The organism is Sinorhizobium sp. P24N7, from assembly GCF_042436655.1.
GTDB lineage: Bacteria > Pseudomonadota > Alphaproteobacteria > Rhizobiales > Rhizobiaceae > Sinorhizobium > Sinorhizobium meliloti_A.
This window is the reverse complement of the sequence record NZ_JBHMIW010000018.1, coordinates 1-22,980: the sequence shown is the minus strand read 5'-3', so window position 1 is coordinate 22,980 and position 22,980 is coordinate 1. Positions and strand designations below refer to the sequence as shown.

22 protein-coding genes are annotated in these 22,980 nt (G+C 63.0%); 15 read left to right on the top strand and 7 right to left on the bottom strand.

All coding sequences use genetic code 11. From position 1 onward, the window contains the following. Positions 1 to 45: 45 nt before the first annotated feature. Together gatC and ACFHWW_RS27085 are read right to left on the bottom strand one after the other, a co-directional pair. A complete protein-coding gene (gene gatC, locus ACFHWW_RS27090; RefSeq protein WP_003533050.1) occupies positions 46 to 333 on the bottom strand; it encodes an Asp-tRNA(Asn)/Glu-tRNA(Gln) amidotransferase subunit GatC in 288 nt (95 codons plus the stop codon). Positions 334 to 437: 104 nt separating this feature from the next. Continuing rightward, positions 438 to 1,142 carry a metal-dependent hydrolase gene (locus ACFHWW_RS27085; protein ID WP_379942149.1) on the bottom strand — a complete coding sequence of 235 codons (705 nt, stop codon included), beginning with the start codon at positions 1,140 to 1,142 and terminating at the stop codon, positions 438 to 440. A 123-nt stretch (positions 1,143 to 1,265) separates the two neighbouring features. Between ACFHWW_RS27085 and ruvX the strand changes: the two genes are divergently transcribed. Next, complete coding sequence (ruvX, locus tag ACFHWW_RS27080) at positions 1,266 to 1,763, top strand: Holliday junction resolvase RuvX (RefSeq protein WP_018094881.1); 498 nt, start codon at positions 1,266 to 1,268, stop codon at positions 1,761 to 1,763. Here the strand turns inward: ruvX and ACFHWW_RS27075 are convergent. Continuing rightward, the gene (locus ACFHWW_RS27075) at positions 1,697 to 2,032 is read right to left on the bottom strand and encodes a DUF6105 family protein (protein ID WP_275596409.1); all 336 of its coding nucleotides are present in this window, start codon (positions 2,030 to 2,032) and stop codon (positions 1,697 to 1,699) included. The two genes, ruvX and ACFHWW_RS27075, sit on opposite strands and share 67 nt — an antisense overlap. After that, positions 2,029 to 2,184 carry a hypothetical protein gene (locus ACFHWW_RS27070; RefSeq protein ID WP_080636428.1) on the bottom strand — a complete coding sequence of 52 codons (156 nt, stop codon included), beginning with the start codon at positions 2,182 to 2,184 and terminating at the stop codon, positions 2,029 to 2,031. Before ACFHWW_RS27070 ends, ACFHWW_RS27075 begins: the two co-directional genes overlap by 4 nt. A gap of 201 nt (positions 2,185 to 2,385) precedes the next feature. Here ACFHWW_RS27070 and ACFHWW_RS27065 point away from each other — a divergent pair, with 201 nt between their 5' ends. Further along, positions 2,386 to 3,321: an AEC family transporter gene (locus ACFHWW_RS27065; protein ID WP_100672217.1), complete on the top strand. Its 936-nt coding sequence runs from the start codon at positions 2,386 to 2,388 to the stop codon at positions 3,319 to 3,321. Here ACFHWW_RS27065 and ACFHWW_RS27060 read toward each other — a convergent pair. Further along, positions 3,303 to 4,955 carry an acyl-CoA dehydrogenase family protein gene (locus tag ACFHWW_RS27060; RefSeq protein ID WP_018094879.1) on the bottom strand — a complete coding sequence of 551 codons (1,653 nt, stop codon included), beginning with the start codon at positions 4,953 to 4,955 and terminating at the stop codon, positions 3,303 to 3,305. The two genes, ACFHWW_RS27065 and ACFHWW_RS27060, sit on opposite strands and share 19 nt — an antisense overlap. Positions 4,956 to 5,097: 142 nt before the next feature. On the opposite strand from ACFHWW_RS27060, the gene ACFHWW_RS27055 reads away from it, so the two are divergent. From ACFHWW_RS27055 to rpmG, 10 genes are all read left to right on the top strand, one after another. After that, entirely contained in the window at positions 5,098 to 6,039 is a 942-nt protein-coding gene (locus tag ACFHWW_RS27055) for an aspartate carbamoyltransferase catalytic subunit (RefSeq protein ID WP_003533035.1), read from the top strand. Then, positions 6,036 to 7,328, top strand: coding sequence for a dihydroorotase (locus ACFHWW_RS27050; RefSeq protein ID WP_379942145.1), 1,293 nt, complete (start codon positions 6,036 to 6,038; stop codon positions 7,326 to 7,328). The genes ACFHWW_RS27055 and ACFHWW_RS27050 overlap by 4 nt, the downstream gene beginning before the upstream one ends. Positions 7,329 to 7,357: 29 nt before the next feature. Beyond that, positions 7,358 to 7,969 carry a glycerol-3-phosphate 1-O-acyltransferase PlsY gene (gene plsY, locus ACFHWW_RS27045; RefSeq protein WP_100672215.1) on the top strand — a complete coding sequence of 204 codons (612 nt, stop codon included), beginning with the start codon at positions 7,358 to 7,360 and terminating at the stop codon, positions 7,967 to 7,969. Next, positions 7,969 to 9,117, top strand: coding sequence for a DNA-processing protein DprA (gene dprA, locus ACFHWW_RS27040; RefSeq protein ID WP_379942143.1), 1,149 nt, complete (start codon positions 7,969 to 7,971; stop codon positions 9,115 to 9,117). Before plsY ends, dprA begins: the two co-directional genes overlap by 1 nt. Positions 9,118 to 9,327: 210 nt before the next feature. Continuing rightward, positions 9,328 to 12,012 (top strand): type I DNA topoisomerase, encoded by a 2,685-nt coding sequence (topA, locus tag ACFHWW_RS27035; protein WP_379942141.1) that lies wholly within the window; start codon positions 9,328 to 9,330, stop codon positions 12,010 to 12,012. Between the two features lie 2 nt (positions 12,013 to 12,014). After that, positions 12,015 to 14,384, top strand: a complete 2,370-nt coding sequence (rnr, locus tag ACFHWW_RS27030; protein ID WP_275596415.1) for a ribonuclease R — start codon at positions 12,015 to 12,017, stop codon at positions 14,382 to 14,384. A gap of 36 nt (positions 14,385 to 14,420) precedes the next feature. Further along, positions 14,421 to 14,876 carry a DUF983 domain-containing protein gene (locus ACFHWW_RS27025; protein ID WP_275596416.1) on the top strand — a complete coding sequence of 152 codons (456 nt, stop codon included), beginning with the start codon at positions 14,421 to 14,423 and terminating at the stop codon, positions 14,874 to 14,876. Further along, positions 14,873 to 15,589 (top strand): NUDIX hydrolase, encoded by a 717-nt coding sequence (locus tag ACFHWW_RS27020; RefSeq protein ID WP_275596417.1) that lies wholly within the window; start codon positions 14,873 to 14,875, stop codon positions 15,587 to 15,589. Before ACFHWW_RS27025 ends, ACFHWW_RS27020 begins: the two co-directional genes overlap by 4 nt. A 12-nt stretch (positions 15,590 to 15,601) precedes the next feature. Continuing rightward, positions 15,602 to 16,786: an MFS transporter gene (locus ACFHWW_RS27015; RefSeq protein WP_100672209.1), complete on the top strand. Its 1,185-nt coding sequence runs from the start codon at positions 15,602 to 15,604 to the stop codon at positions 16,784 to 16,786. Between the two features lie 94 nt (positions 16,787 to 16,880). After that, positions 16,881 to 17,048, top strand: coding sequence for a 50S ribosomal protein L33 (gene rpmG, locus ACFHWW_RS27010; protein ID WP_003537640.1), 168 nt, complete (start codon positions 16,881 to 16,883; stop codon positions 17,046 to 17,048). A 458-nt stretch (positions 17,049 to 17,506) separates the two neighbouring features. Here rpmG and ACFHWW_RS27005 read toward each other — a convergent pair whose 3' ends face one another. Continuing rightward, on the bottom strand, positions 17,507 to 18,874 hold the full coding sequence (locus ACFHWW_RS27005; protein WP_100672208.1) for a PleD family two-component system response regulator: 1,368 nt from the start codon (positions 18,872 to 18,874) through the stop codon (positions 17,507 to 17,509). 17 nt (positions 18,875 to 18,891) lie between these two features. After that, positions 18,892 to 19,263, bottom strand: a complete 372-nt coding sequence (locus ACFHWW_RS27000; RefSeq protein ID WP_003537642.1) for a response regulator — start codon at positions 19,261 to 19,263, stop codon at positions 18,892 to 18,894. Positions 19,264 to 19,419: 156 nt separating this feature from the next. Between ACFHWW_RS27000 and ACFHWW_RS26995 the strand changes: the two genes are divergently transcribed. The 3 genes from ACFHWW_RS26995 to ACFHWW_RS26985 all read left to right on the top strand — a co-directional run bounded on the left by ACFHWW_RS26995 (position 19,420) and on the right by ACFHWW_RS26985 (position 22,539). Beyond that, the gene (locus ACFHWW_RS26995; protein WP_026168581.1) at positions 19,420 to 19,692 is read left to right on the top strand and encodes a DUF3572 domain-containing protein; all 273 of its coding nucleotides are present in this window, start codon (positions 19,420 to 19,422) and stop codon (positions 19,690 to 19,692) included. 206 nt (positions 19,693 to 19,898) lie between these two features. Continuing rightward, positions 19,899 to 21,191: a DNA polymerase IV gene (locus tag ACFHWW_RS26990; RefSeq protein WP_379942135.1), complete on the top strand. Its 1,293-nt coding sequence runs from the start codon at positions 19,899 to 19,901 to the stop codon at positions 21,189 to 21,191. Positions 21,192 to 21,321: 130 nt separating this feature from the next. After that, positions 21,322 to 22,539 (top strand): L,D-transpeptidase family protein, encoded by a 1,218-nt coding sequence (locus ACFHWW_RS26985; RefSeq protein WP_379942133.1) that lies wholly within the window; start codon positions 21,322 to 21,324, stop codon positions 22,537 to 22,539. Positions 22,540 to 22,980: the final 441 nt, after the last annotated feature.

Genomic DNA, 22,980 nt, shown 5'->3' with positions numbered 1-22,980 from the left:
CAATCGGACTTTCGCATTCAAAACGGCGGGGCGGACGGCGGGTGGTTATTCGACCACCTTCGGAACGAGGAAGAAGTTGCGATCCGAGTTCGGCGCGTTGGCGACAATGTCGTCCGCCTTGTCACCATCCGCGACGATGTCGTCGCGCTTTTTCATCTTCATCGGCATCACCGACGTCATCGGCTCGACTCCGTCGACATCCACTTCGGAGAGCTGCTCGACGAAGCCCAGGATACCGTTGAGTTCGCCGGTCATCCGCTCGGCTTCCTCATCGCTGACGGCGATGCGGGCAAGGCGCGCGACGCGCTTCACGGTGGCAAGGTCTACGGACATGATCGTCTCCGGTATCGCAAAGTTTCCCCCGCTATAAAGGCGAGTTGCACAACGTGCAACTCGCGAATAGCGCTGACCGGTTTCCGGTTCGGCCGCGCTCCTCTTCAGAGGGTTACTGCGCCACCGACCTCGGGGGTGGCGACCAATGTCGAGGCGCCGTCCATGCCCGCAACGAAGGTCTCCGGCGTCTGGTCGATGATCGGGAAGGAGCCATAGTGGCAAGGGATCGCCGTGTTGAACTTGAAGTAACGCTGGCATGCGAGCGCGGCCACGGCACCGCCCATGGTGAAACGGTCGCCGATCGGCACGATGCCGATTTCCGGCTCGTGCAGTTCCTGCACGAGCGCCATGTCGGAGAAGATGTCCGTGTCGCCCATGTGATACAGCGTCGGCTCGTCGTCGAAATGGAGAACAAGGCCATTGGCGTTGCCGAGCGAATGCGAAACGCCGTCGTCGGTGATCTGCGCCGACGAGTGCAGCGCGTTGACGAATGTGGCCGTGAAGCCCCCGAGCCGGATGGTTCCGCCCGTATTGCCCGGCTCCAGCTTCGAAATACCCTGCCGGCCGAGCCACATGCAGAGGTCGAAATTGGCAAGGACCGTCGCCCCCGTTTCCTTGGCTATGGCAACGGTGTCGCCGACGTGGTCGCCGTGGCCGTGGGTGAGCAGAATGTGGGTCAGTCCCGCCGTTGCGGCCTTGCGCTCCTCGTCCCGAAAGGCGGGATTGCCGGTGAAAAACGGATCTATCAGGATTTTGGCTTTCGCCGTTTCGATGTGGAAGGCGGAATGTCCCAGCCATTTGATGTTCATGATGTTCTCCTCAGATCGCGCGCGGCACCCCGGACGAGTCGGGCGATAAAATCGTTCGATTTATGTCTAGGACAAGCATATGGATCAGACCAGCGCACTGGAAAGATCGAATCGGTAAATCCCATGGCAATTCTCACGATGGAGGAACTCGCGGAGCGGCTGCCGCCCTATCGGTCGGTGGCCGGCCTGGATCTCGGGACGAAAACGATCGGCCTTTCGGTTTCCGATCTGGGGCGGCGCTTTGCGACGCCGCGCGATGTGATCCGCCGCGTCAAGTTCGGCGCCGACGCGCAGGCGCTCCTGGCCTTTGCGGAGAAGGAAGGGATTGCGGCCTTCATCATCGGCTTGCCGGTGAACATGGACGGATCCGAGGGGCCGCGCTGCCAGGCGACGCGTGCCTTCGTGCGCAATATGGGGGAAAAGACGGACATCCCCTTCGTCCTATGGGACGAACGCCTGTCGACGGTGGCAGCCGAGCGGGTACTGATCGAAATGGACGTATCGCGTAAAAAGCGGGCCGAACGTATCGACTCGGCAGCCGCTTCCTTCATTCTTCAGGGGGCGCTCGATAGATTGGCATCGCTGGCGAGAGGCGCTTCCGGCGATCGTGACGCACCGTAACGGCGCCGATACCAGGCCGCGATCTGCCGCCGCTTCCTGAGCGCGACAAGTCCGAACACGATCAGGCTGTCGACGATCATGGCCCGGGCGACGAGCGGCGGAATGGTTTCCGGCGGCATTCCCAGGATTTTCCCGTAAACCCGGAAGACGAGCTCATGCGCCTCCCGCGTCAGCATGAAGACGCCGAAGCTCATGTCGTAATAGGAGAGCCCGTACCAGCCCGTAAGCAGCATCACGGGACCGCCCCAGAAGATGAGCAACCACTTCATGAAGCGCCCCTCTCCGGCTGATGGCCGCGCAGAAGCGAGCTGATCGCACGATCAAGCAGGACGAACGTGGTCAGGACGGCCGCGAGGCTCGCTATGTCGAGCGCCAGGCCGGCAAAAAACATCACCATGATGATCAGCAAGGCAGCTCTCACCGGCCGCTCCGTTCCATCCTTGAAAAAATCGCACCGCCAGTATCTCCGCCTCGGAGGCAGAAGCGCAACGTAAACCATTTGTTAAGGTTAATATTCACGGTGAAAGGCGGCTTGCGGCCGCCGGTCCAGCGGCCTACAGCGAGTTCTGCGCACCTCATAAGAACGCGCGGCGCTACGTGCGTGAACCTGCCTGGAGCCCTGATGACCATCGTCTTCGAAAGCATTCTGCCCGTCTTCCTGCTGGTGATCCTTGGTGTCGCGCTCCGGCGCTCTACGCTTGTCGACCAGGGGCTATGGATCGGGCTCGAGCAGTTCGGCTATTATTTTCTCTTTCCCGCGCTGCTCTTCTCGACGCTGGCGAAGGCGGACTTGGCCGGGCTCGAGGCCGATGCTACGGCCGTCGCTACGGTCGGCAGCGTGACATTGATGTCGGCCGCCCTCCTCTCGGCCTGGCCTCTGCTGCGTCGGAGCGGCATTTCGGGCCCCACCTTCACGTCGGTCTTCCAGACGGCCACGCGATGGAATGCCTTCATTGCACTGGCGGTCGCTGAAAAACTCTTCGGCGCGGTTGGACTCAGCCTGACGGCCCTCGTCATGGCACTGCTCATCATCCCGATCAATTTCTACAATATCGCCGTTCTGACCTGGTTCGGCGGCGGCAGCCGTGGCATCGGTTTTTTCTTTTTGAAGATCATCACCAATCCCCTGATCATCTCGTCGGCGCTCGGGATATTGTTCAATTTGACGGGCATCGAACTCTATGAGCCGGTGATGACGGCGGTCGACATGCTGGCGAGCGCTTCGCTCGGGCTTGGTCTGATCCTGGTCGGGGCCGGCCTCAAGGTCGCCGACGCCTTGAGCCCGAGCATCCCAGCCCTCTTCGCGGTCGTGCTCAAGCTGATCGTCATGCCGGTGTTCATGGTGGGCGGCAGCGCGCTTCTCGGCATCCGGGGGGATGCCCTGCTCGTCATCGCCGTGGGTGCGGCCGTCCCCACCGCCATGAACGGCTATCTTCTGGCCAAACAGATGGGGGGTGACGCGGAGCTTTACGCCTCCGTCGCCACGATCCAGACGGCGGCCTCCTTCCTGACGATACCGCTCGTGCTCTTCGTTACGGGCTATGTCGCGGCCGGATAGAGCAAATCGAGGACATAGGCCGAATCGAAGCGCGAATCGAGCATGCCGTAAGTCGAGCGCCAGCCGGCGGCCAGGCGCGATTCCAGAAACGCATCGGCGATGCGCCCGGCCCCGAGCCTGTAGAGTTCGGCAGCCGCCGCCGCCAGCGCCAGTTGCTCGACCAGCATGCGTGCCGCGCCCTCGTCGCGCTCGCAGAGCGACATGGCGGCACGCAGAACCTCGATCGTCTTGCGCCCGGCGGGACCCAGATCGCGGCCGATCGTTGCGAAGAGCTGCTCGAACAGTTCCTTGCGGCGCCCGAGCACCCGCAGGACGTCGAGCGCCATAACGTTGCCGGAGCCTTCCCAGATCGCATTGACCGGCGCTTCGCGGTAGTGGCGCGCAAGCGCCCGCTCCTCGACATAGCCGTTGCCGCCCATGCACTCCATGGCCTCGTAGATCAGCGCGGGGGCGATCTTGCAGCACCAGTATTTCGCGACCGGCGTCATGATGCGGGCGTAAGCGGCGTCCTCGGCGCTGCCATGGGCATTATCGAAGGCTTCGGCCAGGCGGAACGACAGCGCGCTTGCGGCCGCGACATCCAAGGCCATGTCAGCGAGCACTCTGGTCATCATCGGCTGGCTGACAAGCGCTTTGCCGAAAACCTTGCGGCCGCGGGTATGATGGACGGCTTCGGCGAGCGATGCGCGCATCATGCCGGCCGAAGCCAGCGCGCAGTCGAGCCGTGTCAGCGTCACCATGTCCAGGATCGTACGGATACCGGCATCCGGCGTACCGAGCAGGAAACCGAAAGTGTCGGAAAACTCGACCTCGGAGGACGCATTGGAACGGTTGCCCAGCTTGTCCTTCAGGCGCTGGAAACGCAGACCGTTGGCCCCACCGTCCTCCAGCAGCCGTGGGACCAGGAAACAGCCGAGCCCCTCCCGGGTCTGTGCCAGCATCACGAAAGCGTCGCTCATCGGCGCGGACATGAACCATTTGTGTCCGGTGAGGCGATAAATGCCCTCCCCCACCCGTTCGGCCGTGGAAGTATTGGCGCGCACATCCGTGCCGCCCTGCTTCTCGGTCATGCCCATGCCGATCGTGACCGCGGATTTCTGCATCCACGGCCGATTGGACGAATCATATTTGCGCGAGAGGATCTTCGGCGCCCATTCCTTCTGGACGGCGGGGGAAGCGGTAATCGCCGCGACCGAGGCACTCGTCATCGTCAGCGGGCAGAGATGGCCGCATTCGAGCTGCGCGGTCAGATAGAAACGGATCGCCCTTACCTTGTGCGAGCGGCCGCGCTCATCGGGCAGGTTCTCCCAGGCGGAAGAATGCAGGCCGGTCGTCATGGATCGGCGCATCAGCGCATGCCAGGCGGGATGGAACTCGACGACGTCGAGGCGCTCCCCGCGCGGCCCGTGCGTCTTCAGCTTCGGCACGCCTTCATTGGCCATCCGGGCCAGTTCCTGCGCCTCGGGCGAAGTCACATAGCGCCCAAGCCCATCGAACTCGTCGCGCAGCGTCTTCGGCATGCTGGACGTAATGTCGACCACCAGCGGGTCGGAGCGAAAGGCGTTGACACCGGACCAGGGCTTGGGCTGGTTCAGTTCTGCAAGTTTTTGTTCTGTCCGGTTCATCTGATTCATGGGCCGGTTTTAGAGCCTTTCCTGTCCAAATGGAAACAATTCTGTCGGCCCAAGTTTTCTTCGGAACGGGCGGCGCGCCGCTTGCCGCGCCGGGGTCCACGTTCTATAGAGCGACCGAATTCCAGAAATGCAAGGGCGGCCCATGATCACCTTCCCGCATCGCCACCTGCTCGGCATCAAGGGGCTGACGGAACAGGATATCACGCTCCTGCTCGATCGCGCCGACGAGGCCGTCAAGATCTCTCGACAGAGGGAGAAAAAGACCTCCTCGCTGCGCGGGCTCACGCAGATCAATCTGTTCTTCGAAGCCTCGACCCGGACCCAGTCTTCATTCGAGCTCGCCGGAAAGCGGCTCGGCGCCGACGTCATGAACATGTCCGTCGGCAATTCCTCGGTGAAGAAAGGCGAGACGCTGATCGATACGGCGATGACGCTGAATGCCATGCACCCGGACGTGCTGGTCGTTCGCCACTCGTCGGCCGGGGCTGCCTCGCTGCTTGCCCAGAAGGTCTCCTGCTCGGTCGTCAACGCCGGCGACGGCCAGCACGAACACCCGACGCAGGCGCTGCTCGACGCGCTGACGATCCGGCGCGCCAAAGGCAAGCTCTCGCGGATCATCGTGGCGATCTGCGGCGACGTTCTCCACTCGCGCGTCGCCCGCTCCAACATCCTGCTTTTGAACCAGATGGGCGCCCGCGTGCGGGTCGTCGCGCCGGCGACGCTGCTTCCCGCCGGCATCGCCGAGATGGGCGCCGAGGTCTACCACTCCATGGCCGAGGGCCTCAAGGATGCGGACGTGGTGATGATGCTGAGGCTCCAGCGCGAGCGCATGGCCGGCTCATTCGTGCCTTCGGTGCGCGAATACTTTCATTACTACGGGCTGGACGCCGAGAAGCTCAAGGTCGCGAAGGACGACGCGCTCGTCATGCATCCGGGGCCGATGAACCGCGGCGTCGAGATCGCCTCGGAGATCGCCGACGGGCCGCAAAGCGTGATCGAACAGCAGGTCGAGATGGGCGTCGCCGTGCGCATGGCCGTGATGGAAACATTGCTTCTCTCCCAGAACCAGGGGCCGCGCCTATGACCAGACCACTCGTTCTGCAGAACCTCCGCATCGTCGATCCTTCGCGGAACCTGGACGAAACCGGCACCGTCATCGTCGGGGACGACGGCCGTATCCTCGCGGCGGGGAAGGATGCGCAGAACCAGGGCGTACCTGCGGACGCCTTCGTCAAGGACTGCGCCGGTCTCACCGCCGTTCCGGGCTTGGTCGATGCGCGCGTCTTCGTCGGCGAACCGGGCAGCGAACATCGCGAGACGATCGAGTCGGCCTCGCGTGCCGCGGCGACCGGCGGCGTCACTTCTTTCATCGCCATGCCGGACACCGATCCGGTGATCGATGATATGGCGCTGGTCGAATTCGTGCGGAAGACCGCGCGCGACAAGGCGCTCGTCAACGTCCATCCGGCGGCGGCCCTGACCAAGGGACTGCTCGGCCAGGAGATGACCGAGATCGGGCTGCTTCGCGATGCGGGCGCCGTCTGCTTCACCAATGGGCGACAGCCGGTGCACGATACGCTCGTGCTTCGCCGCGCGATGACCTACGCGCGCGAGTTCGGTGCCGTCGTCGCGCTCGAGACCCGAGACAAGTATCTCGGCGCCAACGGCGTCATGAATGAAGGGCTGCTGGCGAGTTGGCTCGGCCTTCCCGGCGTTCCGCGCGAAGCCGAGATCATTCCGCTCGAACGCGACCTGCGCATCGCCGGCCTGACGCGTGCGGCCTATCACGCAGCCGAAATCTCCGTTCCCGAATCGGCGAAGACCATTCGCATCGCCCGCGAGAACGGCACCAACGTCACCTGCGGGATCTCGATCAACCACCTGACCCTTAACGAGAACGACATCGGCGAGTACAGGACATTCTTCAAACTCTCGCCGCCTTTGCGCACCGAGGACGATCGCGTCGCAATGGTCGAGGCGCTGGCCGACGGAACGATCGATATCATCGTCTCGTCCCATGATCCCCAGGATGTCGACACCAAGCGCCTGCCCTTCGCGGATGCCGCAGACGGGGCGATCGGTCTCGAAACCCTGGCGGCAGCGGCTCTGCGGCTCTACCACAGCGGCGAAGTGCCGCTGATGCGGCTGATCGATGCTCTGTCCACCCGCCCGGCCGCGATCTTCGGCCTGGATGCCGGCACGCTGAAGCCCGGCGCCCGGGCCGACATCGCCGTCATCGACCTTGACGAGCCTTGGGTTCTCCACAAGGAGACACTCGTCTCACGCTCCAAGAACACGCCTTTCGAAAATGCACGCTTTACCGGACGGGTCGTCCAAACCTATGTTGCGGGCGAACTCGTGCATTCGGCATAACCGGCGCGAGTCAGCGGAAGGGGGGACCGGTGGACATGTTTTCCTGGCAGTTGGGGCTGCCTTCGACGCTCGCATGCCTTGTTTTCGGTTATCTGCTGGGCTCGATCCCGTTCGGCCTCATCCTGACGCGGATGGCCGGCCTCGGTGACGTACGCAAGATCGGCTCCGGCAATATCGGCGCGACGAACGTGCTCAGAACCGGCAACAAGAAGCTTGCCGCCACGACGCTGCTGCTGGATGCGCTCAAGGGCACGGCTGCCGCGGCGATCGCATCCTACTGGGGTGTCGAAGCGGGCATCGCCGCCGGTTTTGCCGCCTTTATCGGGCACTTGTTTCCGGTCTGGCTTTCGTTCCGGGGCGGCAAGGGCGTTGCCACCTATATCGGCGTGCTGCTCGGCCTCGTGCCGGTGATGGTGCTCCTCTTCGCAGTCATATGGCTGGCAATGGCAAAGATCACCCGCTACTCATCCCTGTCGGCGCTCGTCGCTACCGCTGTCGTCCCCATCGCGCTCTATGCAGCCGGCCACGGCAAGGTGGCCGTGCTCTTTGCGGTCATGACGGCCATCGCCTGGATCAAGCACCGCGCCAACATCCAGCGCCTTCTGAGCGGCACCGAAAGCCGGATCGGAGAAAAGGGCTGATGCCGCCGGGCGCTCGACGTGCCGGGATGGCGCTGAGCGAACGGCAGAAAATCGCATGGTTGCGGCTGATCCGAAGCGACAATGTCGGCCCCGCAACCTTCCGCGATCTGATCAGCCATTTCGGCAACGCAGAGAAGGCGCTCGAGGCGCTGCCGGAACTTTCGCGTCGAGGCGGGGCGGACCGGTCCTTCCGCGTCGCCACGGTGGAAGAAGCCGAGCGAGAACTCGAGGCCGCACACCGGTTCGGCGCCGTGTTCGTGGGCATCGGCGAGCCCGATTATCCGGATGCGCTCAGACAGATCGACGGCGCCCCGCCTCTTCTCGCGACGAAGGGCAATTTGAAGGCGGCGGCCCGCCCCTCGCTCGGGATCGTCGGCTCACGCAATGCCTCGGTCAGCGGCGCGAAGTTCGCGGCGATGGTCGCCCGCGACGCCGGAGCTGCCGGCTATGTCATTACATCAGGGCTCGCCCGCGGCATCGACACGGCCGCCCACCGCGCCAGTCTGCGGACAGGCACGATCGCCGTGCTCGCGGGTGGCCTCGACCGCCCCTACCCGCCGGAGAATCTCGGCCTGCTGCAGGAAATCGTTTCCGGCGAGGGGCTGGCGGTCAGCGAGATGCCCTTCGGCTGGGAACCGCGCGCCCGGGACTTCCCGAGGCGGAACCGGCTCGTCGCGGGCATCAGCCTCGGTGTTGCGATCGTCGAAGCCGCGAGCCGCTCAGGGTCACTGATCACTGCGCGTTACGCGGCCGATTTCGGCCGGCTGGTCTTTGCCGTGCCCGGGTCGCCTCTCGATCCGCGCTGTCACGGCACCAACGATCTCTTGAAACAGGGCGCGACCGTCACGACCTCTTCGGCGGACGTGATCGAGGCATTGGCGCCTCTCAGCCGCGACGATCTTTTCTCGCGGCTGGACGTGAAGGAACCGGGAATCGAGGAACCGCGATCGACGCCGCCGGCCCCGGACGATACCGATCGCGCTCGCGTCGTCGAGGCTCTCGGGCCGACGCCGGTCGAGATCGACGATCTCATTCGGTATACGGGGCTTGCCGCACCGCAGATCCATATGGTGCTCGTCGAACTGGATCTTGCCGGTCAGCTCTGCCGGCACGGAGGCAATCTCGTATCGCTCGCGACCGCCGAATGACGGCCAGGATCCGCCGCTCCGCCGCGCCAAAGACAACGGCAAGAATGACGACCACCGGTTGAGCCGATTCGAATGTTGCCGCTTGGTTGCGGTCGAGCGCGATATAGCTATTTTCGATCAAACCCCTTGACCGCGCCCGAATCCCTGTCCATGTCGTGGCGTCGGTATTGGCGCGCAGGGTCGCCAAACAAGTTGTCTCAGAGAATGTCGATGAATGTTGTAGTGGTGGAATCGCCTTCCAAGGCCAAGACGATCAACAAGTACCTGGGCCCAGGCTACAAGGTGCTTGCCTCGTTCGGCCATGTGCGTGACCTGCCTGCCAAGGACGGATCGGTTCGCCCCGACGAAGACTTCGAGATGTCCTGGGAGGTCGACGGCGCCTCCGCCAAGCGGATGAAGGACATCGCCGATGCGGTGAAATCGTCCGACGGTCTCATTCTCGCAACCGACCCCGACCGCGAGGGCGAGGCGATCTCCTGGCATGTGCTCGACCTTCTCAGGAAGAAGAAGGTCATCGGTGACAAACCGGTCAAGCGCGTCGTCTTCAATGCGATCACCAAGAAGGCCGTGCTCGATGCGATGGCCGAACCCCGCGACATCGATGCCTCGCTGGTCGACGCATATCTCGCACGCCGCGCTCTCGACTACCTCGTCGGCTTCAATCTTTCGCCCGTGCTCTGGCGCAAGCTGCCGGGCGCACGCTCCGCGGGCCGGGTGCAATCGGTGGCGCTGCGCCTCGTCTGTGACCGCGAGGCGGAAATCGAGCGCTTCGTCACCGAAGAATACTGGAACATCTCGGCGCTTCTGAAGACACCGCGCGGCGACGAATTCGAAGCGCGCCTCGTTTCGGCCGACGGCAAGCGGCTGCCGCCGAAGGCGATCGGCAATGGCGAGGAAGCCAACCGGTTGAAGTCCCTGCTCGACGGCGCGAGCTACGTCGTGGAGAGCGTCGAGGCAAAGCCGGTCAAGCGCAACCCCTCCCCGCCCTTCACCACTTCGACGCTGCAGCAGGCCGCCTCCTCGAAACTCGGCTTCTCGGCATCGCGCACCATGCAGGTTGCGCAGAAGCTCTATGAAGGCGTCGATATCGGCGGAGAAACCGTAGGTCTCATCACCTATATGCGTACGGACGGCGTGCAGATGGCGCCGGAAGCGATCGCCGCCGCGCGCCAGGCGATCGGCAGCCAGTTCGGAGAGCGCTATCTTCCGGAAAAGCCGCGCTTCTATTCCACCAAGGCAAAGAACGCCCAGGAAGCGCACGAGGCCATTCGCCCGACGGATTTCGACCGCACGCCGGACCAGGTTCGCCGCTTCCTCGACGGCGACATGCTCAGACTCTACGATCTCGTCTGGAAGCGCGGCATCGCGAGCCAGATGGCATCTGCGGAGATCGAGCGCACCACCGCCGAGATCGTTGCCGACAATGCCGGCAAGAAGGCGGGCCTCAGGGCAACCGGTTCGGTCATCCGCTTCGACGGCTTCATCGCAGCCTATACCGACATGAAGGAAGACGGCGAGCAGTCGGATGACGGCGACGAGGGCGGCCGCCTTCCGGAAATCAACGCGCGCGAAAATCTTGCCAAGCAGAAGATCAACGCCAGCCAGCACTTCACCGAGCCGCCGCCGCGCTATTCGGAAGCGACGCTCATCAAGAAGATGGAAGAACTCGGCATCGGCCGTCCGTCCACCTATGCGGCGACCGTCACGACCCTCATCGACCGCGACTATGTGGAAATCGACAAGCGCAAGCTGGTGCCGCAGGCGAAGGGCCGTCTGGTCACGGCGTTCCTCGAAAGCTTCTTCACCCGCTATGTCGAATATGACTTCACCGCGTCACTCGAGGAGAAACTGGACCAGATTTCGGCGGGCGAGCTCAATTGGAAGGACGTGCTGCGCGACTTCTGGAAGGACTTCTTCTCCCAGATCGAGGACACCAAGGAACTGCGCGTCACCAACGTGCTCGATGCGCTCAACGAGGAATTGGCACCGCTCGTGTTCCCGAAGCGGGAAGATGGCGGCGACCCGCGCCTTTGTCAGGTCTGCGGCACCGGCAAACTGTCCCTGAAACTCGGAAAGTACGGCGCTTTCGTCGGATGCTCCAACTACCCGGAATGCAGCTACACGCGCCAACTCTCCTCCGACAGCAGCGGTGACGCCGAAGCAGCCGCAGCGAACGAGCCGCAAAGCCTCGGCAAGAATCCGCATACCGGCGAGGAGATCACGCTACGCAACGGCCGCTTCGGCCCCTATGTTCAGCGCGGCGACGGCAAGGAGGCGAAACGCGCCAGCCTGCCGAAGGGCTGGACGCCTGCAGCGATCGATCATGAGAAGGCCCTGGCTCTTCTCTCCTTGCCGCGCGACATCGGGCCGCATCCGGAAAGCGGAAAGATGATCTCCACCGGCATCGGCCGTTATGGCCCCTTCGTGCTTCACAACGGCACCTATGCCAATCTGGAGTCGGTCGAAGACGTCTTCTCGATCGGTCTGAACCGCGCGATTTCCGTCCTTGCCGACAAGCAGTCCAAGGGCGCCGGCGGCGGTCGCACCGCCGCGGCGGCCCTCAAGGAGCTTGGGGAACATCCGGACGGCGGCGCGATTACTGTTCGCGACGGACGCTTCGGACCCTATGTCAACTGGGGCAAGGTGAATGCCACGCTGCCGCGGGGCAAGGACCCGCAATCGGTGACGGTCGAGGAAGCGCTTGCGCTCATCGCCGAGCGCGAAGCGAAGGGCGGCGTGACCAAGGGCAAGGCGGCAAAGGGAAAATCGGCCGCGGCAAAATCGGCCGGAGCGAAGTCTGCCAAGGCTGCATCGGCCGGAACCGCGAAAGCGGAGAAGCCGAAATCAGCAGCGAAGACGAAAACGAAAGCGGCCGCGAAGGCCAAGAAGGACTGACTTTGACCAGGATTCCGCGCGACCCGACCGAAACGCCCGCAAAGGGCGCAGGCAAGAAGTCCGGCCGCGCGGCCAGGACGGCACCGGCCGGAGAAAAGGAGACGATCGTTCACGGCGTCGTTCCTTCCCGCGAGGTGCTGATGCGCTTCATCGCCGAGAACCCGCAACACGCCTCGAAGCGCGATATCGCCAAGGCGTTTGGCCTGAAGGGCGAAGCACGGGTAGAGCTCAAGCGATTGCTGCGCTCGCTCGAGGAGGACGGACTCCTCGAGAAGAAGCGCAAGTCGCTCGTTCGTCCCGGCGGGCTCCCGCCCGTCACCGTTCTTGACATTACCATTCGCGATGTCGATGGCGACCTGATCGGCCGCCCGGCCGAGTGGCTCGACGACGACGGCGTCGCGCCCGCAGTCCTGATCAAGCAATCAAGCGTCGCCAGGGCCAAGGGCAAGACGCCCGTAGGCGGTCTCGGCGACCGGGTGCTCGCAAAGATTTTCCCGGCCAAGGAACGCGGCGGCCCCGCCTATACCGCGCGTATCATCAAGGTGCTCGACAAGCGCAAGGACGCGGTGCTCGGCGTCTTCCGCGCCACGCCGGGTGGTGGCGGCCGACTGATGCCGATCGACAAGCGGGGCGAGGAACTCCTCATCGATCCGGACTTCACCGGCGACGCCAAGGAAGGCGATCTCGTCGAAGCGCATCTCTCGCGGATCGGCCGCTACGGTCTGCCGCGCGCGCAGGTGCAGAACGTCATCGGCTCGGTCGCATCTGAAAAGGCGATCTCGATGATCGCCATCCATGCGCATGGTATCCCGCACGTCTTTCCGGAGAAGGTGTTGCAGGAGGCGGAAGCCGCGCGTCCTGCAACAATGGCCCATCGCGAGGATTGGCGCACCCTGCCGCTCATCACCATAGACCCGGCAGACGCCAAGGATCACGACGACGCGGTCTACGCGGAGCCGGATCCGTCGCCGGACAATCCCGGCGGCGTCATCGTCACCGTCGCGATCGCCGACGTCTCCTGGTACGTCCGGGCACGCTCGGCACTCGATCTCGAGGCGTTGAAACGCGGCAACTCGGTCTATTTTCCGGACCGGGTCGTACCGATGCTGCCCGAGCGTATATCCAACGACCTCTGCTCCCTGAAGGAAGGCGTCGACCGCCCGGCGCTTGCGGTCCGGATGCGCTTTTCCAAGGAAGGCCGCAAGGCCGGCCATACGTTTCACCGCATCATGATGCGGAGCGCGGCCAAGCTCTCGTACCAACAGGCGCAGACCGCGATCGACGGTGCTCCCGACGACAAGACCGGCCCCATACTGGATACGATCCTCAAACCGCTCTGGGAAGCCTATCGTATCCTCACACGCGGAAGGGAGCGCCGTCAGCCGCTCGAACTCGACGTGCCGGAGCGCAAGATCATCCTGAAACCGGACGGAACGGTCGATCGGGTGTTCGTGCCGGAACGCCTCGATGCGCACAAGCTCATCGAAGAGATGATGATACAGGCGAATGTCGCCGCCGCCGAGACGCTGGAACAGAAGCGTCAGGTTCTGATCTATCGTGTCCACGACCAGCCGTCGCTCGCCAAGCAGGAGAGCCTTCGCGAATTCCTTGCGACACTCGAGATCGCGCTCGCCAAAGGTGGCAACATGCGGGCGAACCATTTCAACGGGATTCTCGCGAAGGCCGACGGAAAACCTTACGAGACGATCGTGAACCAGATGGTACTGCGCTCGCAAAGCCAGGCGATCTACAGCCCGGAAAATATCGGTCATTTCGGCCTGAACCTGCTGCGCTACGCCCACTTCACCTCGCCGATCCGGCGCTACGCGGATCTGATCGTGCACCGCGCGCTCGTTTCCGCGCTCGGGCTCGGCGAAGGCGGCATCATGCCCGAGGAAGAAGCAACGCTCGACGATATCGCCGCCGAAATCTCGACCTTCGAGCGGCGCGCCATGGCGGCTGAACGCGATACCATCGATCGGCTGATCGCCCATCATCTGAACGGCCGCGTCGGCGAGGAGTTCGACGGACGGGTTTCCGGCGTCACAAAGGCGGGACTATTTGTCACTCTCCCCGCCTATGGCGCCGACGGATTCATCCCTATATCTACGCTCGGGCGCGACTATTTCATCTATGATGAAGCGCATCAGGCCCTTTCCGGCGAGAAGTCCGGGCTGGGCTACCGTCTCGGAGACCCGGTGCAGGTCAAGCTTGTAGAAGCGGTGCCGTTGGCCGGTGCACTCCGTTTCGAAATGCTGAGCGAGGGACGAAAGATGCCGACGGCAATGCGTTCCTTCCACAAGGCCGGCCGCCGCGACCGGACGGGTGCACGCAAACGGCCGGGGACGCGACCGCCCCGCGGCAGGCACTGACAGCCGGACGCGCGACGTCCGGCACGAGGATTGGACATGAAGGCAACGGCGACAGACATGCTTCAGCTCGGCGGAGCGGAGGGCGACAAAAGGCCTGTCGGCCGCTCGATCAAGCGTGGCCTTTTCGGATCCTGTCCGGCCTGCGGCCGCGGTCGGCTGTTCCGCGCCTTCCTTAAATCGGTGGACGCCTGCGAAGCTTGCGGCGAACGCATGGATCACCACCGCGCCGACGACTTCCCGCCCTACATCGTCGTCACGATCGTCGGCCATGCCGTGCTCGGCGGTTATATGATGACCGATCTCGTGCTGCCGCTTACGACATGGCAGCATCTCGCTATATGGGCGCCGGTCACGCTTGCCAGTTCGCTCGCCCTGATGCAGCCGGTCAAGGGCGCGGTCATCGGCCTGCAGTGGGCGTTGAGAATGCACGGTTTCGGCGGTCACGACGATCTGCCGGAAGACGTCCTTCCGCCGCGAGATCCTTCGGCATGACCCCGGAGCGGCTTGGCGGCCGCGCTTTCGCACTCGACGCCGAAGCGGAGAGTTGTCCGACGGTCAGGACGCGCGATGCGGCCTCCATCATGCTTCTCGACAGATCGGGCAAGGACATTCGCGTGCTGATGGGCAAACGCCACAGCGCCCACGTCTTCATGCCGGACCTTTACGTCTTCCCGGGTGGCCGCCGCGATCCCGGCGACCATCGCCTGAGATTTGACGGCGATCTTCATCCGGCGGTTCTGCGATCTCTCAGGGCAGGCGAAGGGCGGGCTATCACGGTGGCTCGCGCACGCGCGCTAGCACTTGCGGCCGCGAGAGAGCTCTACGAAGAAGCCGGAATAAGCCTCGGCCGGACGCACGAGCGCCAAGGCTCGGCGCTTCCGTTTCTTCCCGATCTTTCGAATTTGCGCTATATGGCGCGGGCCATTACTCCTCCGGGACTGCCGAGGCGATTTGACACGCGGTTCTTTGCCGTTTTCGCGGACGAGGCTGAGATCGATCCCTCACTGGTGGCGGAAAGCCGGGAGCTTCAGGATTTGCAATGGATCGATGTCAACGACTTTTCCGCGCTTCGCGTGCCGGAGATCACCGCGATCATCCTCTCGGATCTGAGAAACGATCTCGAATCGGATCCTTCGCTTCCGCCTGAAAGAACCGTTCCATTTTATTTTACGCGCCATGGGCGCTTTCACCGTACGCTTCTCTGAGGGCCCTATCGCATGTCGAAGCCGCCGCCCGGTACGTCAAGACCGGTTGACGAAATCCACTGGCCTTCATTGATCGCCGCGCTCGCGTCGATCACTGCCGTCGGCATCGCGATCGGTCTGGGGCTCCCGCTGCTCAGCGTCATCATGGAAAAGCGGGGCATCGCGCCCACGCTGAACGGGTTGAATGCAGCAATGGCCGGCCTCGCATCGATGGCCGCCGCCCCGTTCACCATGAAATTCGCCCATCGTCACGGCGTCGCTCCGACCATGCTGCTGGCAATAGTGTTTGCGGCGGCGAGCTCGCTCGGTTTCTACTACCTCACGAATTTCTGGCTCTGGTTTCCCCTGCGCATCGTCTTTCACGGCGCGATCACTGTCCTCTTCATCCTTTCGGAGTTCTGGATCAACGCCACCGCGCCCCCCAACAGGCGCGGCTTCGTGCTCGGGATCTACGGCACGGTACTCTCGCTCGGCTTCGCGAGCGGTCCCCTGCTCTTTTCGATCCTGGGCAGCGAAGGCTTCCTGCCCTTCGCGGTCGGCGCGGGCGTCATCCTGCTTTCCGCGATTCCGATCTTTCTCGCGCGCAATGAGAGCCCGGTGCTGGACGAAAAGCCGAAACGCCATTTCATGCGTTATGTCTTGCTGGTGCCGACCGCGACGGCCGCCGTCTTCATCTTCGGGGCGGTGGAATATGGCGGCCTTTCGCTGTTTCCAATCTTCGGGACGCGCGCGGGCTTCAGCGAATCGCAGGCAGCGCTGCTGCTGACGGTCATGGGCGTCGGCAATTTCATCTTTCAGATCCCCCTCGGTATGCTTTCCGACCGCGTGAAGGACCGCCGTACGATCCTGTCGGCGCTGACCCTGATCGGGCTCGTAGGCGCCCTGTTCCTGCCTATGCTGGTCGAAAACTGGTTTCTGATGGCGCTTGTTCTTCTGTTCTGGGGCGGATGCGTCTCCGGTCTCTATACGGTCGGCCTCAGCCACCTCGGCTCCCGTCTCCAGGGATCAGACCTTGCGGCCGCCAACGCCGCCTTCGTGTTCTCCTACGCGGTCGGTACGGTAGCGGGTCCGCAGGTGATCGGGGCGGCCATGGATGTGACGGGCAATGACGGATTTGCCTGGGCAATCGCCGGCTTCTTCGGGCTTTATGTCGTACTTTCCCTGGTCCGCATCGTTTTGAAACCAAAACGGTCTTGACTTTTCGATCGTGATTTGTAGTTTCGCGGCAACTTGACCGTGGCCCGCAACAGGTTGTCCACGGCTTTCAATTTTTCATAAAGGCAGGACGACCATGGCGAAAGCTACCACCATCAAGATCAAGCTGCTGTCGACGGCCGACACCGGTTACTTCTACGTCACCACCAAGAACAGCCGCACGATGACCGACAAGATGACGAAGACGAAATACGATCCGGTCGCGAAGAAGCACGTCGAATTCAAGGAAGCCAAGATCAAGTAAGGTCGCCGCTTTCTTCGATCCAGAAGCGCCGCCCGCGGGGCCGGCGCTTTTTCTTTGCCCTCTCCGGAGGGACGGAACGAAGGGATAAAACGAAAACGCCGCCTCTTTCGAAGCGGCGTTTTCGAATGGGGGTCGACTGGTCCGGTTGCAGCACGAGGAATCCGCAAGTCCGAGGCCAGCCGACCGACCCCACGACCCAGGAGATGCGGCGGACCTGAGCATCATGGGGTAACCGAATTCTGTGGAAGTTTCCTTCCTCGCTTATCAGCATTGCCTGAAACTAAAAAAAAATCAACGCATTCTTAATCGCCGAGCAGGGGTTGCTCGGCGTTTGGTTAATTCTGTTCCAAAATCGGACAGTGTCGCCTGCGGATGTGCTTACTCCGGCACGGCCGCGCGAAGAAGAGCGCAACTGGAAGAGCCCGCGAGGCCCTGAATAGCACAGCATGTGCGGCGGATCAGGCCGCGGCAGCGACAACCCGGTTCCGTCCGCCGTTCTTCGCCTGATAGAGCGCCATGTCGGCGCGCTTCAGCAAAGCCTCGGCCGTATCGCCATCCGGCCTCAGGGTTGCAATGCCGAGCGACGCCGTGACGTTCAGGACCGTCGCGGCCTGCGGAATGTCGAAGCCACGGCTCTCGACCGCCAGTCGGAGTCTCTCCGCAACGATCGCTGCCATTTCGGGCGTCGTATCCGGCATGACGACCACGAACTCCTCCCCGCCGAAACGGCAGGCGAGATCCGCGCCGCGCACCGTGGCGCGAACGCGGTTGGCAAATTCGCGCAGTACATCGTCACCGGCATCATGACCGTAGGTATCGTTCACACGCTTGAAGCGATCGATATCCGTGATGCAGATCGACAGCGGACGCCCCCTTGTGGTTGCGCGATCGATCAGCAGCTTCAGGTGGTTTTCCAGATAGCGCCTGTTGTGGAGGCCGGTGAGATCATCGGTCACGGCCAATTCGATCGTCTGTTGTACACTGGCGCGCAGGCGATCGTTGCAATGCTTGCGCCGGATCTGCGTTAGGCAACGGGCGACAAGTTCGTTCGGATCGACGGGGCGCATGATGTAGTCCGTCACGCCCAGTTCGAGTGCGCGGACGATTCTCTCATCGTTTCCCTGCTCGGTTACCAGCAGGATCGGAATGAAGCGGGTCCGCTCGAGCGACCGCAATTGCGAACACAGACGCAAGGGGTCGTAATCGTCGAAATTCGCGTTGACGATGATCAGGTCGAAACTGCTTTCGGCAGCCTCGAACAGAGCGGCCTGCGGGTCCGATATGACGGCGACATCGGCGATCGGCTTCAGGGCACGCGTCAGCCGCTCCTGTGAGGAAGCACGGCCATCGACGAGCAGAACGCTGCCGGGCTCGTCCGGCCGATCGACGCGGGCCGTCTCCTGCAGCCCGATCGTTTGTGCCGTCTGAGCTCTGAGACGCAGCTCGTCGCTGACGTTCTTCAGGCGTACGAGACTCTTCACGCGCGACATCAGCTGCAGATCGTTCACGGGCTTGGTCAGGAAGTCGTCCGCGCCGGCCTTCAGCCCGCGCACGCGATCGGACGGCTGGTCGAGTGCCGTTATCATCACGACCGGAATATGCGCGGTCCGGCTGTTCGCCTTCAATCTTTCACAGACCTCGAAACCGTCCATCCCCGGCATCATGACATCGAGCAGGACCAGATCCACCGGCGTCTTTTCGCATGTCGCCAAGGCGGCATTCCCGTCCGGAGCCGTCAGCACGTCGAAATATTCGGCCACCAGCCGCGCTTCCAGGAGCTTCACATTGGCTGGTACGTCATCAACGACGAGGATGCGCGCAGTCATATCGATCTTTCTGGCAGTCAGGCATCGCCCAGATATGTTTTGATGGTCTCAATGAATTTTGGAACGGAAATCGGCTTGGAAACATAGGCCTCGCATCCCCCTTGGCGGATGCGCTCCTCGTCGCCCTTCATGGCAAAAGCGGTTACGGCAATAACCGGAATCACGTGAAGCTCATCGTCTTCCTTGAGCCATTTCGTGACCTCGAGGCCGGAAACCTCCGGCAACTGGATGTCCATCAGAATCAGGTCGGGACGGTGCTTGCGCGCGAGTTCGAGGGCTTCCATGCCGTTGCGCGTCTGGATCGTCGCGTAGCCCGAAGCCTCAATCAGGTCGCGGAAGAGCTTCATATTCAGCTCGTTATCCTCAACAATCATCACCTGTTTGGGCATGTCGATCCCTTGCTGTCTGCCGCCGCCTTGCAAGTCTCCGGGAGAGATTTAAGTTGCAACAACGGCGACTCGACCCTTTTCGTCGATCGCCAGGCTAGCGCGATTTGGTTGAAAAATAGGTAATTGCGGCCGGCAAACGAGAAGAGAGCGGATATCATGAAGAACGCTGAGGATACGGCGATCGCCATCCTGACCTGGCTCGCGAACGAGCCTGAGCTGATGTCGCGCTTTCTGGCGCTCACCGGCACCGATCCCGCCTCCCTGCGCGGCGCCGTCGGCGAGCCGGGCTTCATGGGGGGCATCGTTGCGTTCCTGATGGAGCACGAGCCGACGCTGATGGCCTTCTGCAACGAAACGCAAACCTCGCCGGACGAGGTCGTCCGGGCGCACCATGCCCTCTCCGGCCCGCGCGATTTCGAGGAAGGCTGAGTGCTGCCGGCACGCGGCGTGCGCAGCGCGGTGCACCGCCCGGTGCCGAGTGCGCCGTGCCGACTAAGGAGCATCCCGAAGTCCGGCCGGCGATCGGCCGGCACCGTCTCAAATTTAACTGCGATATCCAAAACAGCCTCCAGCCGCCGCCTTGAGACTCAGCAGCGTAGAGCGTAAAGTCGCCGCGTTCAACATTTGTTCCGGATATGATCGACAGCGCCGCCCCACCCTCCGGCTTCTGCCGTGATTGCCTCAAGGAGCAAGCCGCCCAGGCACGGCGGTGCCTCGCCTGCGGAAGCCCGCGGCTCCTCCGGCACCCCGAACTCTACCGGCTGACCCTGGCGCATATCGACTGCGATGCCTTCTATGCCTCGGTCGAGAAGCGCGACAATCCGGAGCTCGCCGACAAGCCCGTGATCATCGGCGGCGGTAAGCGTGGCGTCGTCTCCACGGCCTGTTACATTGCCCGCATCCACGGCGTGCGCTCCGCCATGCCTATGTTCAAAGCTCTCGAAGCCTGTCCGCAGGCCGTGGTGATCAGGCCCGACATGGAGAAATACGTGCGCGTCGGGCGGGAAGTCAGAGCGATGATGCAGGAGCTGACGCCTCTCGTGCAGCCGCTGTCGATAGATGAGGCCTTTCTCGATCTGAGCGGCACCGAGCGGCTTCATCACGATCCGCCCGCCCGAACGCTTGCCCGCTTCGCCAGGCGTGTGGAGCGGGAAATCGGCATCACCGTCTCCGTCGGGCTCTCCTACTGCAAATTCCTGGCCAAGGTTGCCTCGGACCTTCAGAAGCCGCGCGGCTTTTCGGTCATCGGCCAGGCCGAAGCCATCGACTTCCTGAAGGCCAAACCCGTTACTCTCATCTGGGGCGTCGGCAAGGCCTTCGCCGCCACGCTCGAAAGGGACGGAATCCGCGCGATCGGGCAGCTCCAGACGATGGAAGAGGCGGACCTCATGCGCCGCTACGGCACGATGGGCCGGCGGCTCTACAGGCTCTCGCGCGGCCTGGACGAAAGATCCGTCGAAATCGAAGGCGAAGCGAAGAGCGTCTCCTCCGAGACGACGTTCAACGACGACCTGGCGCGCCAGGAAGACCTCGTAACGCATCTGAGGGGCCTCAGCGAACAAGTGGCATTCCGCTTGCGAAATTCCGCCCTCGCCGGACAGACGGTGGTGCTGAAGCTGAAGACCGCGGACTTCAAGACCCGCACGCGCAACCGCAGGCTGGAAAGCCCCACCCGCCTTGCCGACCGCATCTTCCGCACCGGCCTGCAGCTGCTCGAGAAGGAGGTCGACGGGACGAAATACCGGCTGATCGGGATCGGCGTCAGCGATCTGGCCGATCCCGACCTCGCCGATCCGCCGGATCTCGTCGATCCGCAGGCGTCCCGGCGTGCCGCCGCCGAGGACGCGATCAACAAGCTGCGCGACAAGTTCGGCAGGACGAGCGTCGAGACCGGCTACACGTTCGGCAAGGGGCGGCGCCGGCAATAGCCGTCACGGTTGCCCGACCGGACGGCTGACGCATCGTATGGGGCAATTCCTTAAATATTGGACGCTAGCCTGCTTCCACGGCTCCGTCGTCCGTTTTGCGGTGCCGCCACTGTCTGAACGAGGGTAGGTGTTGCGTTTCGCTCTCCGGATGGGATTCGCGGTTTTCGTCATGGCGTCGCCGTCCGCGCTTGCGGCCGGCGCCAAGGCGCCGTTGCAGATCGTCGTATCGAGGGAGCAGCAGTCCCTCGTCGTCTATGACGGCGACACGGTCGTCGCCACGTCGAAAGTGTCAACCGGCAAGGCCGGGCACGCGACGCCGACGGGCATTTTCTCGATCCTGGAGAAGCGCCGACGTCACGCGTCGAACATCTATTCGAATGCGCCGATGCCGTTCATGCAGCGGCTTACCTGGTCCGGCATTGCGCTGCATGGCTCAAACCATGTACCGGATTATCCGGCTTCGCACGGTTGCGTGCGGCTGCCGAGCAAATTCGCGGCGAGCCTGTTCAAGATGACGGGCTACGGCATGCATGTGGTCATATCGGATCGGCAGATCGCCCCGGTCGAGGTCGCGCACGAAATGCTTTTCCAGCCGAGCCAGTCGCGACCGCAGGGACCTGCCCTGTCGGACGTCCCCCTGCGGCCGGCGATCGGGGAGTTCAACCGGAGCGCAGTTGAAGTCGCCATGACCGACAAACGCCCCTCGCCCGTCACATCCGACGAGGCGAAGGCCCCGATACGTATTCTGATTACCCGGCGCGGTACGCAAGAGAGCGTGCGCGACCTCCAGACGCTCCTCAATACGCTCGGCTACGATGCAGGTCTGCCGGATGGATTCAGCGGTCCGGCAACGGCCGCCGCAATCGAAGCGTTCCAAAGGGCCGAAGCTCTGCCCGACGATGGCAAGATAACGCCGGAGCTGATCGAAGCCGTCTTTCGCAAGGCGGGCCGCAGTGCACCGTTGAATGGCGTGTTGCGCGTGCGCCGGCAATTCCAGCCGCTTTTCGAAGCCGAGATTGCCATCGCGGAGCCGGAAATGGCGCTCGGGACACATCTGCTGCAGTTCCAGGATCTCGACACGAAAACCGGACAGGGCAAGTGGTTCGGCATGTCGCTCGAGAACAAGCTGCCGAAAACGACCAAGAAGCGACTTGGCATCACAGCGGAAGGCGAGCCCGACACGCTGGAGCGAACGCTGAGCCGCCTCACCGTGCCCGAAGACGTCCGCGAACGCCTCGCCGGCCTCCTTGCAAACGGCTCGTCACTCTCGATCACCGATACCGAATCGGGGCTGGAGACGGGCAAGGGAACGGATTTCATCACCGTGACGAGGGAGCGGCGCGGGTGAAAGGCATGGGGTGATTTCCGCACCCCGGTTTGCCCTTATCGCCCTGCCTTCTCCCGGCAAGCGGGGCGAAGAGACAAGCGGCAAAGGCCCGCTCTTCGAGCGGGTGATATAATAGCCTGTCAATGGACAAGACATAGAGCAGCTCAAAGTGCTGCAGCGACCTTTGCGTGTCTGATAAGACGCGGCGGCGCTGTAGGAAACTTTTCGGAGAGCTGCAATCTCTCCTCATCCTCATCTCTGTCCTTGTCACAGAGATCCAGCAGCGCCGCGTCCGCGGCGCGGGAAGAGTTCTTTCAGCCCAAGGACTTGGTCTGGCTGGATCCCTGTGACGAGCACTGTTGGGGTGGACGGCTCCCAACGGCATCGCAATGTGCCAGAGTGAGTCGTTAAGATATCAATCGAGGGAGACCGTCCGTGGAGCAGATTATCCGAATTGGCATG

Excerpts from the sequence above, each read along its gene's own strand:
- ACFHWW_RS27050 (WP_379942145.1), top strand. The coding sequence starts at position 6,036 with ATGACCAGACCACTCGTTCTGCAGAACCTCCGCATCGTCGATCCTTCG.
- ACFHWW_RS26990 (WP_379942135.1), top strand. The coding sequence starts at position 19,899 with ATGATCGACAGCGCCGCCCCACCCTCCGGCTTCTGCCGTGATTGCCTC.
- ACFHWW_RS27060 (WP_018094879.1), bottom strand. The coding sequence starts at position 4,955 with ATGAATCAGATGAACCGGACAGAACAAAAACTTGCAGAACTGAACCAG.
- ACFHWW_RS27005 (WP_100672208.1), bottom strand. The coding sequence starts at position 18,874 with ATGACTGCGCGCATCCTCGTCGTTGATGACGTACCAGCCAATGTGAAG.
- rpmG (WP_003537640.1), top strand. The coding sequence starts at position 16,881 with ATGGCGAAAGCTACCACCATCAAGATCAAGCTGCTGTCGACGGCCGAC.
- ACFHWW_RS27025 (WP_275596416.1), top strand. The coding sequence starts at position 14,421 with ATGAAGGCAACGGCGACAGACATGCTTCAGCTCGGCGGAGCGGAGGGC.
- ACFHWW_RS27000 (WP_003537642.1), bottom strand. The coding sequence starts at position 19,263 with ATGCCCAAACAGGTGATGATTGTTGAGGATAACGAGCTGAATATGAAG.
- topA (WP_379942141.1), top strand. The coding sequence starts at position 9,328 with ATGAATGTTGTAGTGGTGGAATCGCCTTCCAAGGCCAAGACGATCAAC.
- ACFHWW_RS27065 (WP_100672217.1), top strand. The coding sequence starts at position 2,386 with ATGACCATCGTCTTCGAAAGCATTCTGCCCGTCTTCCTGCTGGTGATC.
- dprA (WP_379942143.1), top strand. The coding sequence starts at position 7,969 with ATGCCGCCGGGCGCTCGACGTGCCGGGATGGCGCTGAGCGAACGGCAG.
- ACFHWW_RS27085 (WP_379942149.1), bottom strand. The coding sequence starts at position 1,142 with ATGAACATCAAATGGCTGGGACATTCCGCCTTCCACATCGAAACGGCG.
- ruvX (WP_018094881.1), top strand. The coding sequence starts at position 1,266 with ATGGCAATTCTCACGATGGAGGAACTCGCGGAGCGGCTGCCGCCCTAT.
- gatC (WP_003533050.1), bottom strand. The coding sequence starts at position 333 with ATGTCCGTAGACCTTGCCACCGTGAAGCGCGTCGCGCGCCTTGCCCGC.
- ACFHWW_RS26995 (WP_026168581.1), top strand. The coding sequence starts at position 19,420 with ATGAAGAACGCTGAGGATACGGCGATCGCCATCCTGACCTGGCTCGCG.
- ACFHWW_RS27075 (WP_275596409.1), bottom strand. The coding sequence starts at position 2,032 with ATGAAGTGGTTGCTCATCTTCTGGGGCGGTCCCGTGATGCTGCTTACG.
- ACFHWW_RS27015 (WP_100672209.1), top strand. The coding sequence starts at position 15,602 with ATGTCGAAGCCGCCGCCCGGTACGTCAAGACCGGTTGACGAAATCCAC.
- ACFHWW_RS27055 (WP_003533035.1), top strand. The coding sequence starts at position 5,098 with ATGATCACCTTCCCGCATCGCCACCTGCTCGGCATCAAGGGGCTGACG.
- ACFHWW_RS27020 (WP_275596417.1), top strand. The coding sequence starts at position 14,873 with ATGACCCCGGAGCGGCTTGGCGGCCGCGCTTTCGCACTCGACGCCGAA.